13 protein-coding genes are annotated in these 14758 nt (G+C 56.2%); 10 read left to right on the top strand and 3 right to left on the bottom strand.

Annotation, left to right across the window (positions count from 1 at the left end; genetic code table 11):
- The 7 genes from ACYQ6M_RS29305 to repC (ACYQ6M_RS29335) all read left to right on the top strand — a co-directional run.
- A partial coding sequence (locus ACYQ6M_RS29305) for a hypothetical protein (protein WP_460077381.1) occupies positions 1-236 on the top strand: 236 nt, incomplete at its 5' end.
- 733 nt (positions 237-969) lie between these two features.
- Positions 970-1836, top strand: coding sequence for a DUF932 domain-containing protein (locus ACYQ6M_RS29310; protein WP_460077383.1), 867 nt, complete (start codon positions 970-972; stop codon positions 1834-1836).
- A 466-nt stretch (positions 1837-2302) separates the two neighbouring features.
- Entirely contained in the window at positions 2303-3649 is a 1347-nt protein-coding gene (locus ACYQ6M_RS29315; protein WP_460077385.1) for a DUF3560 domain-containing protein, read from the top strand.
- A 68-nt stretch (positions 3650-3717) separates the two neighbouring features.
- The gene (locus ACYQ6M_RS29320) at positions 3718-4320 is read left to right on the top strand and encodes a methyltransferase type 11 (protein ID WP_460077387.1); all 603 of its coding nucleotides are present in this window, start codon (positions 3718-3720) and stop codon (positions 4318-4320) included.
- Positions 4321-4572: 252 nt separating this feature from the next.
- Entirely contained in the window at positions 4573-5778 is a 1206-nt protein-coding gene (gene repA, locus ACYQ6M_RS29325) for a plasmid partitioning protein RepA (RefSeq protein ID WP_297837395.1), read from the top strand.
- A gap of 78 nt (positions 5779-5856) precedes the next feature.
- Complete coding sequence (gene repB / locus ACYQ6M_RS29330; protein WP_297837397.1) at positions 5857-6840, top strand: plasmid partitioning protein RepB; 984 nt, start codon at positions 5857-5859, stop codon at positions 6838-6840.
- Positions 6841-7057: 217 nt separating this feature from the next.
- Positions 7058-8314 carry a plasmid replication protein RepC gene (gene repC / locus ACYQ6M_RS29335; RefSeq protein ID WP_460077390.1) on the top strand — a complete coding sequence of 419 codons (1257 nt, stop codon included), beginning with the start codon at positions 7058-7060 and terminating at the stop codon, positions 8312-8314.
- A gap of 53 nt (positions 8315-8367) precedes the next feature.
- Here repC (ACYQ6M_RS29335) and ACYQ6M_RS29340 read toward each other — a convergent pair whose 3' ends face one another.
- Complete coding sequence (locus tag ACYQ6M_RS29340) at positions 8368-9375, bottom strand: hypothetical protein (protein ID WP_460077392.1); 1008 nt, start codon at positions 9373-9375, stop codon at positions 8368-8370.
- 73 nt (positions 9376-9448) lie between these two features.
- A complete protein-coding gene (locus ACYQ6M_RS29345; protein ID WP_460077393.1) occupies positions 9449-10324 on the bottom strand; it encodes a M48 family metalloprotease in 876 nt (291 codons plus the stop codon).
- A 593-nt stretch (positions 10325-10917) separates the two neighbouring features.
- Here ACYQ6M_RS29345 and repC (ACYQ6M_RS29350) point away from each other — a divergent pair.
- Both repC (ACYQ6M_RS29350) and ACYQ6M_RS29355 read left to right on the top strand, forming a co-directional pair.
- Positions 10918-12321, top strand: a complete 1404-nt coding sequence (repC, locus tag ACYQ6M_RS29350; protein ID WP_460077395.1) for a plasmid replication protein RepC — start codon at positions 10918-10920, stop codon at positions 12319-12321.
- A gap of 92 nt (positions 12322-12413) precedes the next feature.
- Complete coding sequence (locus ACYQ6M_RS29355) at positions 12414-12857, top strand: hypothetical protein (protein WP_460077397.1); 444 nt, start codon at positions 12414-12416, stop codon at positions 12855-12857.
- 140 nt (positions 12858-12997) lie between these two features.
- Here the strand turns inward: ACYQ6M_RS29355 and ACYQ6M_RS29360 are convergent, their stop codons facing one another.
- Positions 12998-14164, bottom strand: coding sequence for a hypothetical protein (locus tag ACYQ6M_RS29360; protein WP_460077399.1), 1167 nt, complete (start codon positions 14162-14164; stop codon positions 12998-13000).
- A 157-nt stretch (positions 14165-14321) separates the two neighbouring features.
- On the opposite strand from ACYQ6M_RS29360, the gene ACYQ6M_RS29365 reads away from it, so the two are divergent.
- Positions 14322-14534 (top strand): hypothetical protein, encoded by a 213-nt coding sequence (locus tag ACYQ6M_RS29365; protein WP_460077400.1) that lies wholly within the window; start codon positions 14322-14324, stop codon positions 14532-14534.
- Positions 14535-14758 lie beyond the last annotated feature (224 nt).

The raw sequence follows: 14758 nt of genomic DNA on the forward strand, positions 1-14758 counted from the left end.
GCATCCGCGTGGGACGGATCTATGAGGCGTGGGTGGGTGAGGTGTCCAGTATGGTGCGCTCGGTCGCCATCCAGTGCGAAATCCTCAACGCAGACGACTATCGGGACTTTCGGGAGTTGGCCGCTGCCCGCTTTGGAATGCCCGAGCTTTGCACCAATGACGAAATCATCCAGACAGAGGCGTTCGACGCGATCCAAGAGGCGCACGAGTCCTTGTATGGCGGGATGAGAGGTTAACCGCTCGTTAACCTATTGACCGCCAGATGTGCTATCGGTGAGCCAATCAGTTTTGAGGGCAGAAGCAGCAGCGCCGGGCAAGCGGCGCGACCGGGTGGGATGGGCTTACCCGGCTGAGGCAACAGCCTTGCTTTCAAATCGGAGGTAATGCGATGTGGTTCATACCCATTAGCGTTACCCTAGAAATGAAAAAGACCCGGACGACCTTGCAAATCGTGATCCGGGTCCAATTCACTATCTAGGAAAAGGGACGACAGGGAAACCTGTCGTCCTGCTCCGAGAAAGAATTTAGCAGTTTCAGCCGAAAAATCAATATGAAGGCTGGCCGATAGGCCGCTGGACCGGACCAGCCCTGACGGGCCGGGCTGATCCTGGGGAGGGGCTTCGCCCCTACGGCGCGCGGCCCAGGTCCTTCAAAGCAACAGGATCGCGCCGGGCACCGGCCCGATCGCGTTCCTTCTCCGAACCTGACCCGCGCGCCTACCCCATGAAAGATCGGCCGGCAGAGAAGCCGGGCTTTTCTCTTGAAAGTAGGGGCTCCGCCCCCCGGCAGATCAAGGATAAACCGCTGCGCGGCCTCCTGCGGGGTGTCCCCACGCTCCGCGGCTCTCGCCTTGTGCGCGCGGGTGATCCCCCTCCCCGCATCCGGTCCTTGATCCGCCGCCCCCGTTTCCGACGACGCGGAAAATAAAACGAGCCAACCCGGCCAAGTTCAGGAAACAGGAGCAAACCAATGAACTCAGTATACGCCCGCACCGCCCGCTTTGATTCCGCCCGTGCTCTCAGCGAAGACGAAATGCGCCGGAGCGCTCCGTCTATCTTCGCAGTCTCAGCTCATGAGAGCCGTTCCGAACGGTTCCAGCCGATCCCTACCATCGAAGTTCTGCGTGCGCTGACAGACGAAGGATTCATGCCGGTTGGTGTGAAGCAAGGCCGTACCCGCGATGCCAGCAAGAAGGACTTCACCAAGCACCTGATCCGGCTTCGCCGCCTCGACCACGATGCTAAGTTTTGTGTTGGTGATACCGTTTGCGAAATCCTGCTCAAAAACGCAAATGACGGAACGTCCGCTTTCGACATCATGGCCGGGTTGTTCCGCATCCGGTGCCTAAATTCCCTTGTCGCCCAGACCTCCACCCTCGAAAGCGTGAAGGTTCGTCACAGCGGAGACGTGCGACACAAGGTGATTGACGGCACGTTCCGCGTGTTGAAGGAAGCGGAAAAGGCCCTTGCAGCGCCAGCCGATTGGAGCGGTATGATCCTCGACCGTGACGAAAGGCAGGTGTTTGCGGAGGCTGCGCACATTGCCCGCTTCGGTGACAGCGAAGGGGAAACCACGACCCACATTCAGCCGAGCCAGCTTTTGAACACCCGCCGCACGGGCGACCGGGAAAACGACCTCTGGACAACTTTTAACGTCGTTCAGGAAAACGCCATCCGGGGCGGTTTGGAGGCACGTTTCCGCGATGAACATGGCCGCCTTCGCCGCTCCACCTCCCGAGCGGTCAAGGGCATCGATCAGGACGTGAAACTGAACAAGGCCCTTTGGACGCTTTCTGAAAAGATGGCGGAACTGAAAGGCTTGAGAACCGCAGCCTAACGCGCAAAGCACTGGCGGCAGGAACTCTGCCGCCAGTCTGCACACTTCGAAATTGAGGATCGCCGCTGCTGGACCGGACCAGCCCTGACGGGCCGGGCTGATCCTGGGGAGGGGCTTTGCCCCTACGGCGCGCGGCCCAGGTCCTCCAAAGCAACAGGATCGCGCCGGCAAACCGGCCCGATCGCGTTCCTTCTCCGAACCTGACCCGCGCGCCTACCCCATGAAAGATCGACCGGCAGAGAAGCCGGGCTTTTCTCTTGAAAGTAGGGGCTCTGCCCCCCGGCAGATCAAGGATAAACCGCTGCGCGGCCTTCTGCGGGGTGTCCCCACGCTCCGCGGCTCTCGCCTTGTGCGCGCGGGTGATCCCCCTCCCCGCATACGGTCCTTGATCCGCCGCCCCCGTTTCCGACGACGCGGAAAATGAAACGAGCCACCCCGGCCAAGTCAGGAAACAGGAAACAAACCAATGACCGCCACCTTTACCGCCACCTACAGCCCGGAAGACAACAAGCTGCGCCTCTACGCAGACCGCAGGCTTGACGCTGAGACATACGCCCGGGTTAAAGGCATGGGCTTTAAATGGGCTCCGAAACAGGAGCTTTTCGTTGCGCCGCGCTGGACGCCCGACCGTGAGGATTTGTGCGTTGAGCTTGCTGGCGAGATTGAGCCGGAATTTACGACGCTGGCCGAACGCGCAGAGGCGAAGGCCGAGCGCCTGGATGCTCTTGCGGACAAGCGACAGGCTCAGTCGAGTGCATTCCTGCGTGCCGCTGACGATCTTTCGCAAGCGTTCCACATGGGCCAACCCATCCTTGTTGGTCACCACTCAGAACGGAAAGCCCGCAAGACACAAGAGCGGATGCACAGCGCCATGGACAAGTCGGTTAAGGCTGCAAAGTCCGTTCAGTATTGGCAATGGAAAGCGGCCGGCGTGGAAAGCTTCGCGAACATGAAGAACAGCCCACGCGTTCGCGCCAATCGCATCAAGACGCTACTTGCCGAGCTGCGTGACCTTCAGCGTGACGTCAATCATGCCCAAGTGTGCTTGTCCATCTGGCAGAAGGCGGAAACCGAAGACCAGATCAGGAAGCTCAGCCGTGCCCATGTAAACGGTAATGCCCTCGTCAGTTGGGAGCGTGCGAAGGAGCTTGAAGACGGCGAAATCAACCCCAAGGACTTCCGCACACGCTGCATTGAGAGCGCCAAGAGGGCTATCAATAGTCCAAAGCGCCGCCGCTGGATTGACCACATTCTCAACCGGCTTGCGTATGAGCGGGACTTGTTGGGACCGGTGGCGCGATATGAAGGCGAGCTTTCGCCGGTCATCCTGCAAGCTTTTGCCCGTGAACATGGCGCGATGAAACCGAGCGCAAAGGCGGTTCCGGAAGGCTTTGCCCTGGAAAGCGCTGTTCCACTGCCGCTTCACATTGCGAGCGAAAAGGCTGTGACGCGTTCTTCCGACGACTGGCGCGATCTGATGCAGTCGGTCGGGTACACGGTGCCGGAGAAAAAAGATGCTAAACCGCCGATCCTGAATTTCAGGGCCGAGGAGCTTGTTGCACCAAACCGCTTCCATGCTGGTGAAACGCAGACATTCCGGCAGATCGAATTGACCAAGGCCGAGTATGCCAAGGTCTGGGCTGACCAGCGCGGAACCAGAACCAGCGTTTGCGGGACGTTCCGTTTCAAGATCTGCATCGATCCGACCGCGCCCGGAGCGTATTTTTCGCGTCCCTGGGTGGCCGTGTTCCTGACGGACTCCAAAGAGCACACGGCACCGGAAAGCTTCAAGGTGCAGGCCAACGCCGCTTGAACATCCGAGCACTTGAGGGGGCGTGTCCCCCTCAATATCCCCCGACCTTCCGCGTATGCAGGCCAGTCATGAAGAAGTCAGTCTATAGTCGACCCAACAGACCCATGTTTGTTCGCGTCCAGCGTCGCAACAGCACGGCAATTCCAGAAGTCCGGCAAATCCAAGAACCGCTTGTGATTGACCGGGCCAGCGAATGCCATGTGACGCCCGCCGATGTTGCGGCCCGCATGGTCGACTGTCTCGGCCGACCTGGCGACTTCAACACGCTTGAGCCGAGCGCAGGCACGGGCGCGCTCGTATCCGCGCTGCTGGACAGCGGCCATAGTCCGAATGAGATCTGCGCAGTGGAGCGCCACCATAAACTTGCCCGCTGTGTTCGCCGCTTGGGTGTTGCAGTATTTGAGGAATGCTTTCTGGAATATGCGGAGCGCGTCAGGGGCCGGGTTGAGTTTCCGCGCATCATCATGAACCCGCCGTTTTCCCAGGTGCGCAAGCATATGAAGGCCGCGCGCTCGCTGCTCGGCAGAAACGGCCATCAAGGCCCCTCGACCCTGGTTGCACTCGTGCCGATCACGTTTGAACATGAGGGCGCGGAAACGATGGAGATTCTGCCGGAGGACACGTTTTCGACGTGTCGCGTGAGAACGAAGATTGTGAGAATTGAAGGGTGAAGGGAAGGATCAATTATTTCCTCCCCCCTTTTGACAGGAGCACTTTGCCAAAGTTGCCGGGCGGCAACTAACGAAAAAAGAGAATAAGAAACAAATAGTTACAAGCGTTTTGGCTGACGTGGCCGTATTGTCGGGAAGTCTGAATGACGCAAAATGCCCGTTAAGGTCCTGTTAACGAAAAATCGCTTGCCAGAATCGGCAATCAGTCAATAATGGCGATATTAACGTCAATATCGCGTTTTTGTCGCCAGAATGAGATTCGAGGATCCGCAGGTGAAGCAGTTTGAACCTTTTGCGCTGGACGATAAGATACTAGCGCATGGAGTAGAAATCTCCCAGACGCTGGATCAGCTTCGTCTCGAGGTCTTTCCACCTGATGCGCGAAAAACGCTCAAGCTGTTTCCGATACAAGAAGTTGCAACTTACGTTGGAACAAGCGCGAACAATCTAAAACGCCTCCATCTGGAAGGCAAAGGACCTATCCCCGAAACATCATCTGGTGGCCGGCGGTATTACACCGCAGAGCAGATTGAGGAAGTGCGTCAGTTTCTCGATAAGACCGGGAAGGCAACCTCCAAGAGGTACGTTCCGCAAAGGCGTGATGGCGATAAGTTGCAGGTCGTCGCCGTGGTGAATTTTAAAGGGGGAAGTGGTAAGACTACGACCACAGCGCACTTGGCTCAACATCTATCCCTGACGGGGCATCGGGTCTTAGCAATCGATCTAGATCCCCAAGGCTCGCTTTCCGCGTTGCATGGATTTCAGCCGGAGTTAGATAAAAATCTCTCCCTATATGATGCGATCCGGTACGATGATGAGCGCAAGCCGGTGCGGGATACCATTCAAAAAACTAACTTTCCAATGCTGGACATCATTCCAGCTAACATTGAGCTGCAAGAGTTTGAGTACGACACTCCGTTGGCAATGCAGAATTCCAACGAAGGCAAAACGTTCTTTGCTCGCATCTCGCGTGTATTGCAGGAGGTGGATGGTGATTATGATCTGGTCATTATCGACTGTCCGCCGCAGCTCGGTTATCTCACACTAACCGCACTTTCTGCTGCAACCTCGATCCTCATAACTGTCCATCCGCAGATGCTGGATCTCATGTCTATGAGCCAGTTTTTGTTGATGCTGGGAAACATCACCAAGACGCTGAAAGGTGCTGGTGTTGCAGTGCAGATGGATTGGCTGCGTTATCTCATCACAAGGTACAATCCCTCAGATGTACCGCAGAGACGCATGGTGGGGCTAATGGAAACGATACTCGCCCAAGACATTTTGGAAACTCCGATGTTGAACTCAACAGCTATTTCGGATGCTGGCTTAACAAAGCGCTCTCTTTACGAGTTGGAAAAAGGAACGGTGAATCGTGGCACATACGATCGCGCTTTGGATTGTATGCAAAAGGTGAATTTTGAGATCCAGGGTCTCATTCATCAAGCGTGGGGACGTTAAAACGTAGTTGTCGGCAGGCAACTCGTCCCAAAATCGCTTTGTGATCAGACAATTAGAGCAAACTGGCAGGACAAACGAGTGAGCAAGAAAAACCCATTAGAGGGCCTGATCGAAAAGAGAAAGGCTGGTTCGAGCGCCGGTAGTTCTAACTTTCCGATGATGGGTGCAGGGCGCTCTATCATGGGCTCAATAGATGAACTCACAAAACAAGCTAGTCTTGCCACGTCTGGGGACACGATCGTTGAAATCCCTACCGCTGACGTCGATCCCTCATTTATTCAAGATCGTCTTGATGATGGAGTGGATTTTGAGGATTTTGTCCGCTCGATCGAACTTGAAAAACAGCAACAACCTGCCCTTGTTCGGCCTCATCCCAAAGACCCAGGCCGCTACATGCTCGTATTCGGCCGGAGGCGATGGCAGGCAGCGAAGCTACTGAACAGAAAGCTTCGCGCGGTCATTAAAGACATTTCCGATACCGAACATGTAATTCTGCAGGGCCGTGAAAACTCTGCGCGCGCAAACCTCTCATATCTGGAAAGAGCTGTTTACGCACAGCATTTGTCAGATCTCGGATATGACACCCCGACACTCTTGGCTGCGTTATCATGTGACAAAAGTAATCTTTCCAAGCTTATGTCTGTGGCTTCTATTCCGTCTGACATAATTGCGAGTTTTGGTGCAGGGCATGGTCTGGGCCGCGATCGGTTCTATGAGTTGAAGAAACTTTTGGACCGTCCAGGGAATGAAGAAGCGGCTCGTGCTGAACTCATGGAGCTGTCAGACCTCGAACCGTCTGAAAAACTCGCCAAGTTGCTTCGTGCGCTGAAGTCTCGCAAAAAATCTCGGAAGCCAGCATCCAAGGCCGCAACAACGAAGTGGACCTCCACCGATAACGCCATTTCCGCTGAAACTGCGAAAAGCAAGCGTAGCTACTCTATCGCGTTAAGTGGAGTGTCGAGTGCAGATGTCGCAGGTTTCGGTGATTTCCTCTCCGAACAACTGCCCACATTGTATGAGCAGTTTTTAGCACACCCGTCAAAAAGGAGGGAGAATGACTAGCGTCTAAACAAGAGAACCCGCCACAAGGGCGGGTCCTAATTGAGATCGGCACAGGTGCCTAAAATCTCGGTCTCACAGCTAAGATTTTAGAATCACTTGTGACGCAAGGCAAGTTCTGTCTCGTGACAGAGCACCGTTTATTGCGTCTTTCTGCCTGTCTCCCAACCAAATTTCATAGGTCCGGTTGTGATGGTTCGCTTCCGGAGAAGGGGGACTTATGTCCACTGCTCAGCAGATTGCGAGCTTTCGCAAAGTTTCTGCAGGAGTCCTTGCGAGCGCGCGTTTGGCCACCCAGGACGATAGACCTGCAGTTTTGAAAAAGGATGTTTCGCTGGCTCTCAAGCGCGTTGCGCCGGCGCTTGGCATCGACGGAACAGCCTATCACGTGCTCGATATCCTTTTGGGGCTCGTTCAGGGCGACGACTTCAAGGCCGGTCGGCGTCCCGTCGTGGCGATCTCCAACCAGCGTCTTGCAGACTACACCCGCAAAACCACGCGCACGGTCACACGTTGTCTGAAGAAACTCGTCGAGGCGGGGATTCTCGCTTACCGTGACAGCCCCACAGGGCGACGTTTCGTATATCGCGGCCGGGCAGGGGAGGCCGAGCAAGCCTATGGCCTGGACTTCACCCCGGCATGTTTCAATCTGGAGGCCTTCAAGCAACAGGCAGATGCCTTTCAGCGTCGTCTCAAGGCCGAGCAGGAAGCAAAGCGCACCATCACGCGGCTTTCACGCGCTATCGCCGACATGGCGGAAGCGGATCCTGCATCGTTTCACGACTTTTTCGCGAGCGCGCAGTCTGTCGTCAAACGCGATCAGTCGACCTTGGCAGAACGGGCCGAGATGTTGCGAAGCCTTTATGAAGAAGCTCTGGCCCTTCACGAAGCCAACTGCGATAAATTTAATGATAATATGTCATGCGCGGGTGACATTGATGTCAGCCCTTTATCTATTACAACCCAAACCGACTCTCTAAGAAGTAATAACGAACGGACTTGCTCTAACGAGCAAGACACTAACCTGTCTGCTGACAACGGCTTCGCCGTTGAAATGGCTCTTGAAAGAGAGCCTTGCGGCGGGCCCACGGAACTGCAACCGCCTAAACCGCAAGCGGCAAGGCCGGCGGGAGGCAAATTACCGGAAACGAACCTCGATGGAGTGTCCATCGGTCTCATTCGGGCAGCCTGTACGCAGGTGCAAAGTGAAATCGGGCTTTCGTTCTCCGACTGGTCACGGCTGTGTCAGGCCGCGGGCCACTTGCGGATTTTGATCGGCCTCAGTCCGGCCGGATATCAAAATGCCGTCGAACGGCAAGGAAAATTCCTGGCCGCCGCTTGTCTTGTCGTCGTTGCTGAAAAAGCCTTGCGCGACCCCGAACAAATCACATCCCCAGGCGGATACTTCCGCGCCATGATCGACAGGGCAGGGGAGGGCAAATTGCACCTCCACAAATCCCTGCACGGCCTGGTTTGAGACGGTGGACGGGTAGATCGGCGCGACCACCGCGCTGGAGGGGGGCGCTCAATTCAGGTTTTTTGAAGCCAGTATCCGCGTTTCGGCAATGCAAGGCCGGCAGTCTTCACGCGCTTGCGAATCGCTGTCTCACTCACGCCGAACCGAACAGCGAGCTCGGTCATCGGTGCTTCAAAAAGGAGCTCCTGCAGGCGTTCGGTCGAGGTGTTCCTCCAGGAGAGTGGCGCAAACTCCTGATCGCGCCTTGCCGGCGCAAGAAGTTGCCGGCGTTTCCGATCCTGTTCCTGCTTCGCCTTGGCCTCCTGTGCCCGGACCGCGGCCTGCTGTTCCTGTCTTTCGGCACGGGCCGTCTCTTGACGAGCGTTGCGTTCTGCCACCCACATGTTGAAGTCATCTTCGATCGTGGTGGGGAGATCCTCCTGAAAGCTTGGTACGACGAGCGCGTAATCGTCCAGGATTCGCTTGTGACCGGCTACGACGGCCAGGCAGAATTCCCGGGTCGTAAGCGGGGTTGTTTGTCTCGGCCAATGGTCGCGGCCGGTAACGCTTCTGAGATCGCCCCAGGTCAGGAACGCGTCTTCCGGCCCCAGCGTGGTGGACCGCCGGTGCCAGCAATACCGTTCACCCTTTCGGTTGGACAACCAACTCTCCATTTGCTCACGGGCACTACTCGTGCCGTCGCGCCAGACCCGATACTCCCAGTTTTTCTCGAACTCGTGTAACGACGCGGCAGTGAAAACCGCTAGCACATCCAGTGCAATCAAATGCTCTTCGCGGGACGCACCCTTCTGCACAATCCCTTGCAGATGTCCGAGCGTTGTCTCAGCACCGGCTGAATCAAGCGTGAGCCAGGGGAATTCTCGCTGCTCAAGCATCTGCTTGTGCAGCTCCAAGGTCCCGAGTTCCAGAATTTCGCGTTTCACCCAGACAATCGGGAATTTGCGTGAAAGCAATTCCGCGGTGTCGACACCGCCTATTGTCAATCGAGTTGGTTCCAGGTTTTCGAGCTTTACACCCAGCTCTTTGCCCAGATTGTTCCAAACGTCCGGCCAGTTCGGCATCTGCTGATCTATCTCCAATGCAGGGGTGAAGGTTTGTGCGCGGGGCTACCTTATTGCGCTTCCGGCCCGGTCATCACTTTGACGCCTTCGCCAGCTCATCATGGCGGAGCTCGGTCGGCGGATGGGACCGCATCATCCAGGCCGTGAACGTGTCGCCCTGAAGATCGTCCTGGTGGGTGAGGTCATCCAAGAACTCAGAGAGACCGACGCCGTTCATCAACCTGGCTGCAAACCTGTCAGCCTGGTACTCCCGGAGCTGCGATGTGGACTCGTTCAGGAAGTAGGCGATGTCGCAAGGGATCCGGAAGAGGACTGTAGCGACGGTAAATATGAGACCGGCGATTGGAATACGGTTGATGGTGGCATTGGCGAGGCCAATGCCGAAATTCACCGGCAGGTGCAGGTAGCGTAGGAGCATGTTGATCCTGGTATCCCAGTTCCGGAGGTGGCCGATCTCATGGGCGGCTACCCCGGCCAGTCGCTCGATGCCGGCTTGTGTGTCGCCATACTTGTGCAGAATGCCCCTGGTGAAACACACCCGGTTATGCGCATAGGCCAAGGCATTGATTTCACCGATATCCTGGACCCGCCAAACGATCTGCGGCAGTTTGATGCCAGTCTCCTCAGCTCGGGCCTGAAGAACCTCTTCCACTTTGGCGACGAGATTTTTTTCCCGCTGCGACAATCTGCGCGCCGAAAGTCGGATGTCGAAACCGCTGGCGGCAAAAGACGGCACGTAGGCAACGAATACCGCCGGAGCCACGGCAATCGCCACAGCAAAGGCCGTCACTTGCCATTCCTCAAACGGCAAGGGACCGTAAATGAGCGAGTAGGGTATGTTGAGCAGAGCAATGGAAAATGCGGTGAGTAGAAACGCTGAAGTTGCTCCTGCCACGAGTGCAAGCAGGCGCGTCACCTCAATAACTGCAACCCTGAATATGGGTTTCATCTTCGTGTTCTCCTAATGAGTTCAGGAGATTCTACCAATGATTGCGGGACATCTCAAGTAATTGTTCCGGTCAAGTGATTGAAATTATGCGCGTTTGTCGGTTTTAACTGATGAATTGTAAATAGATATAGTTTTGCCGCTTGAGGCTGTCTTTGGATAAGTCTGGATAAGTTAATGGTAGATAGCAAAACTTAGTAGGATTTAAGAGAACTGCGTAGAAAATTTTTTGAAAACACGCGATCAACTCAAAACAGATTTGAAACCCCCTGCGAATATTGCCACTGGTTAGCACGCAGGGTTGCACAACCGATTCGCTGCGCGGCAGCGTTTCAGTTTGGCGATCATGAATGGAGATAGAGAATAAGGCCCTCAATTGGGGCCGGAATTGGAAACCCCCAGACCCGGCGAACCGGATCCAGGGGCGAGCTACCAAAAACCAAGTTTAAGACACTGATTTTGTAGCTCTCCCCCGACAATTTGACAAGTCTAGCCGTAATTTTTGCGGACGGCTTCCTATTGTCTGTCCACAACTCCGGGTTAGGGGCATGGAGTGATACTTGGAAACTGCAGAATTCAGTCAGGAACCTGCACGTATGGCCCCCCGCAAACGGGCGTCAGGTCGCGATTGCTTCCGAAGCGGACCGCTTAAAGCCAGATCCGGTTTGCCGGCGGGAAAGTCAAAGACGGACATATTCAAAGTTTTGAAGGGAGCACGGAAATCGCTTGATCTGGGGATTCCGACGTTGACCTATCTGGAGCACCTGATCGGATATACGAACAAGGACGACTGGCGCGAGGGCGGTGTTCCGATTGTCTATGTGTCTGTTGAACGCCTTGCCCTGGAACTCAATGTTTCCGTCAGGACGATCAACACCTATGAACGCCAGCTTGCGTCACGGGGCCTGACGCTCTGGAGCGATTCTGGCAATCGAAAGCGCTACGCCAGACGGGCAAAGGACGGCACGTTGACCGAGGTATACGGCGTGGTTCTGACGCCGATTGCCGAGCGGTTTAGCGAGTTGGAGGGCTATGCGGAAGGGGAGCGGATGGCCGCTGAAGCGCGGCTCACCCAGATCGGTTTTATTCGATCCTGCCGCCGGGAAATAAACGAGGCCTTGCTCCGGGCGCAAGCCATCGGCTTGCAGGGACCTATTGTGGAGCAAGCAGAGGCCGCCGTGAACAAGGTTCCTCGCACATTTTCCAGCAGGTGGACCTTCATCGAGTTGTGCAGTCTGGGACTTGCGCTGGAAGACATCGATACCCGTCTAAACGCTGCGATTGAGCCGTATTTTGCAGACAAAATTTCCGACCGGCCGGAAGAAAATGTCCGGCACCATAATACAACTCATACAAGCCTGAATCCTGTAAATATCTGTAATCGGGCTGCGCCCAAGCGGACATCGCCTCCCGGCGATGAAATTATCCTTCAAACGGAGCCCGCTAGCGCGGGCGGCATGGAGGAAGTGAGTGGGCGGCGAACGTCAGATTACGAAAGTCCCCCAGGTGCGGAGGATAGGCCGGACACTGGCACCGGTGGAACAGGGATCGAGCATATCCGCTTCGATCAGGTAACCGATGTTGCCAGCGACCTCATGCGCGAGCTGATCGCCGAAGAAGCCGGGCAGGGGAGGGAGAACTGGTCCGCCCTGGACCGCGCCGCCGCCACCGCCGCCGCCTGGATCGGCGTCAGCCCGAGCCTGTGGGCGACGATGCGCGCGCAGATCGGCCCGGCCGCGGCGGCCGTCTCGGTTGTCCTCGTGGAACGGCGCATGACCGATCCCGACAATCCGGTCACCAAGCCTGGAGGTTATCTGCGCGGCATGCTCGCCAAGGCGGGCAGGGGACAGCTCCACCTCCACAAATCCATCTTCGGACTCTCGAAATCAGCTGCAGCCAGGCGTGAACCCGCGCCGCGCCGGCGCGAAGCGGACTGGCTTCCAGCCAGGCAGATCCATCAGCTTGGGGCCAGCCCCAGCAATCCCTCAAGGCTGCCCTGACCGGCGACCGGCGCGCCAGTCGGCCTTGACCGATCGCTCCCCCGGTTCCGGCGACGCCGAAAGTAAATCCACCACCTGCATAGGAAAATTGAATGCTGAGAAAACTCGTCCTGGTCGCGTGTGTCGCCATCTTCCTCACCGCCTGCCAAACCGCAAGCGGCGTCTCCGGTTTCTCTCCGGAAAACAAGCCGACCGTTCTCACGAGCCTGAGTTTGCCTGAGGCCCGGGCCAGGGCCAAGGCGATCTTCACCCGCCCTTCTCTCGGATTCCGTATCACCAGCGAAGCGCCTGATCGGATCCTGTTCAGCAAGACCATGCCGGCCAGCGTCAATGACAACAATCGGCTGAAGGAGCGCACCAAGGGCGATCCGCTTCTTCAAGTGGAACTCACTTTCCGCCCCGAGAACGGCAAGACACGGGTAACCGCCGACAACTGGATGTTCCTTAATCCCAAGGGCGCCGACAAGGACAAGTTCAATCTGCTGCACACACCGGATGGACGCCGCCTGCAGAACAAGCTCAACGAGCTGAAATGAGCAGAACGCGGCAAAGATCGAAACGGCAGTGAGCGGTTTCGTAAAGCACGCTCACTGCCGTGTTTGCCTGATTTCCAAGCTATTCTGGGCGGCTAGGGCGGCGGCGGCGAAAGCCGCAAAGGGCTTCCGCCAATCCTTTGTCACTGCTCCGAATACTTTTTATACTCGGCTAAGAGCGCGCTGACATAGGCAACAGTGCTTTCTGTATGGTGAGCCAGTCCGGGCCAGTGAAACGGCGCAGTAAAGGTCGTTATGGTCAACTCCAGTTCGATGCCGAGCAGCTCGGCAACTTTCAACGCCTGTACAGGTGCTTTGCCTTCTGGCCATAAATCTTCGTCGAGGACGACATAGGCGTCGTTGTCCTCGTCGACACCAATTTCTGCCCAAAGTGCTCCCATACGCTCACCAGGGTTCGCCGCGTCATCGAGCAGAGCCAAACGGATCAATAATTCGATCTTCTTCTCATTCAGGACGAGTGTCGGAGTCGTATCCACAATCTCTATCTCCCGATTGCTGTCTTGGGCGGCGTCCGATTCGATTTTTTTCCGCCCCGAAACCTTCACATCCTTACTTGAGTTGTCTTCCTGCGGTGCGTCGTCGCCCAACCAAAACGGAGTGCAAAAGATGTCCTTTGGAGAGGCACCGCAATTCGGGCAGTGCCACATATTGGACGTTATCGCCAGGGACGTGCATCGTTCGCCACAGTGCAGACAGAACCACTGCTTCGCCTCGTCGCCGAAGAGCGGATGGCGGGCTCTGCCTTCTGCGTCGGGCATCGTAGAGCGGCGATCCCAATCAGCGGAAATGTGTGCCTGGACGTCCTTTGCTTTTGCTCGTGCGATCTTAAGCGCATCTTTGACGAATTCAGGGTCGTGAATCGGGTTTGATTTGACCCGCCTGTCGGTCACTTCGACGAAGGGCTTGGCGGAAGGAGCCTCGCCGAGTTGGATATGCCATCCCTCGCCATGCATATGCACATCGCCCAGGGAAACTTGGATCCAATAGGTGTGAGATCCAATTTTACCTTCTTCAGGTAGCTGGTCTCCAGCAAACATGAACGTGGCTGGACCATCACTCGGAGGTTCCTGAAACGCTGGCACGGCCTCGCGCGCGAAAGCTTTAATCTCGGCCAATTGCTCTGAACTTGGCTGCCAACCTCCCTTTGCCGCAGTCTGAGCAGCTTTCCAATGCGAAAAGCCCAGCTTGTTTGCAATCAGGTCGAGTGCCTGGTGATGCGGTAGTCGGTTCGCCCTAGCATAACGCTTGGCGAGAACCTTCATAGTGTGGTGGATGTTTCGATCAGTCATGATCCATTCCTATCAGTCGGATCTGACTAGGTGCCCGCTACTAGCCAGTCCCGCCCAAAGGGAATGGCGCAGAAAAATTATAAAGAAGCACGGCATAGCTTTGCGTGGCGGGCACACCGGCCTGTGCTGAGGCCGCACTCAATATCAGAACGTTTCGATGGATCGTCAAGTGGGTCAGGCAATCGTCGGCAAGCTTGTGGACGATTTTGAAATCATCTGCGAATCTTCGGACGTGGTTGCAGCACACGAAACTCGTGCCGATCCCGTTCGTTTTCTCAAGGATGCAATTTCCGCAACATGGTCCGGCAGGCCGTCGCCGGCGTTGCCTTCTCAGTTCAAGCAGAACTTTCCCCTGGCCGACTGCGCGTAAAGTCGCAGTGCAAGACCAACACGATAATTCGAGGGGAAGGATACACAAATGTGTATCCATTGGTTACGCTACGGCGATGGACAAAGATGTCGGTTTACGCATCAGGGTGCAGCGCGAGCTGCGAGAGCAATTTCAGGAGGTTTGCAAGGCGGAGGACAAGCCCGCTGCGCAGGTCATCCGCGAATTTATGCGCGACTACGTTCGGCAACGAATGGAAAAAACGC

It is taken from the genome of Roseibium sp. ROS1 (genome assembly GCF_054658215.1).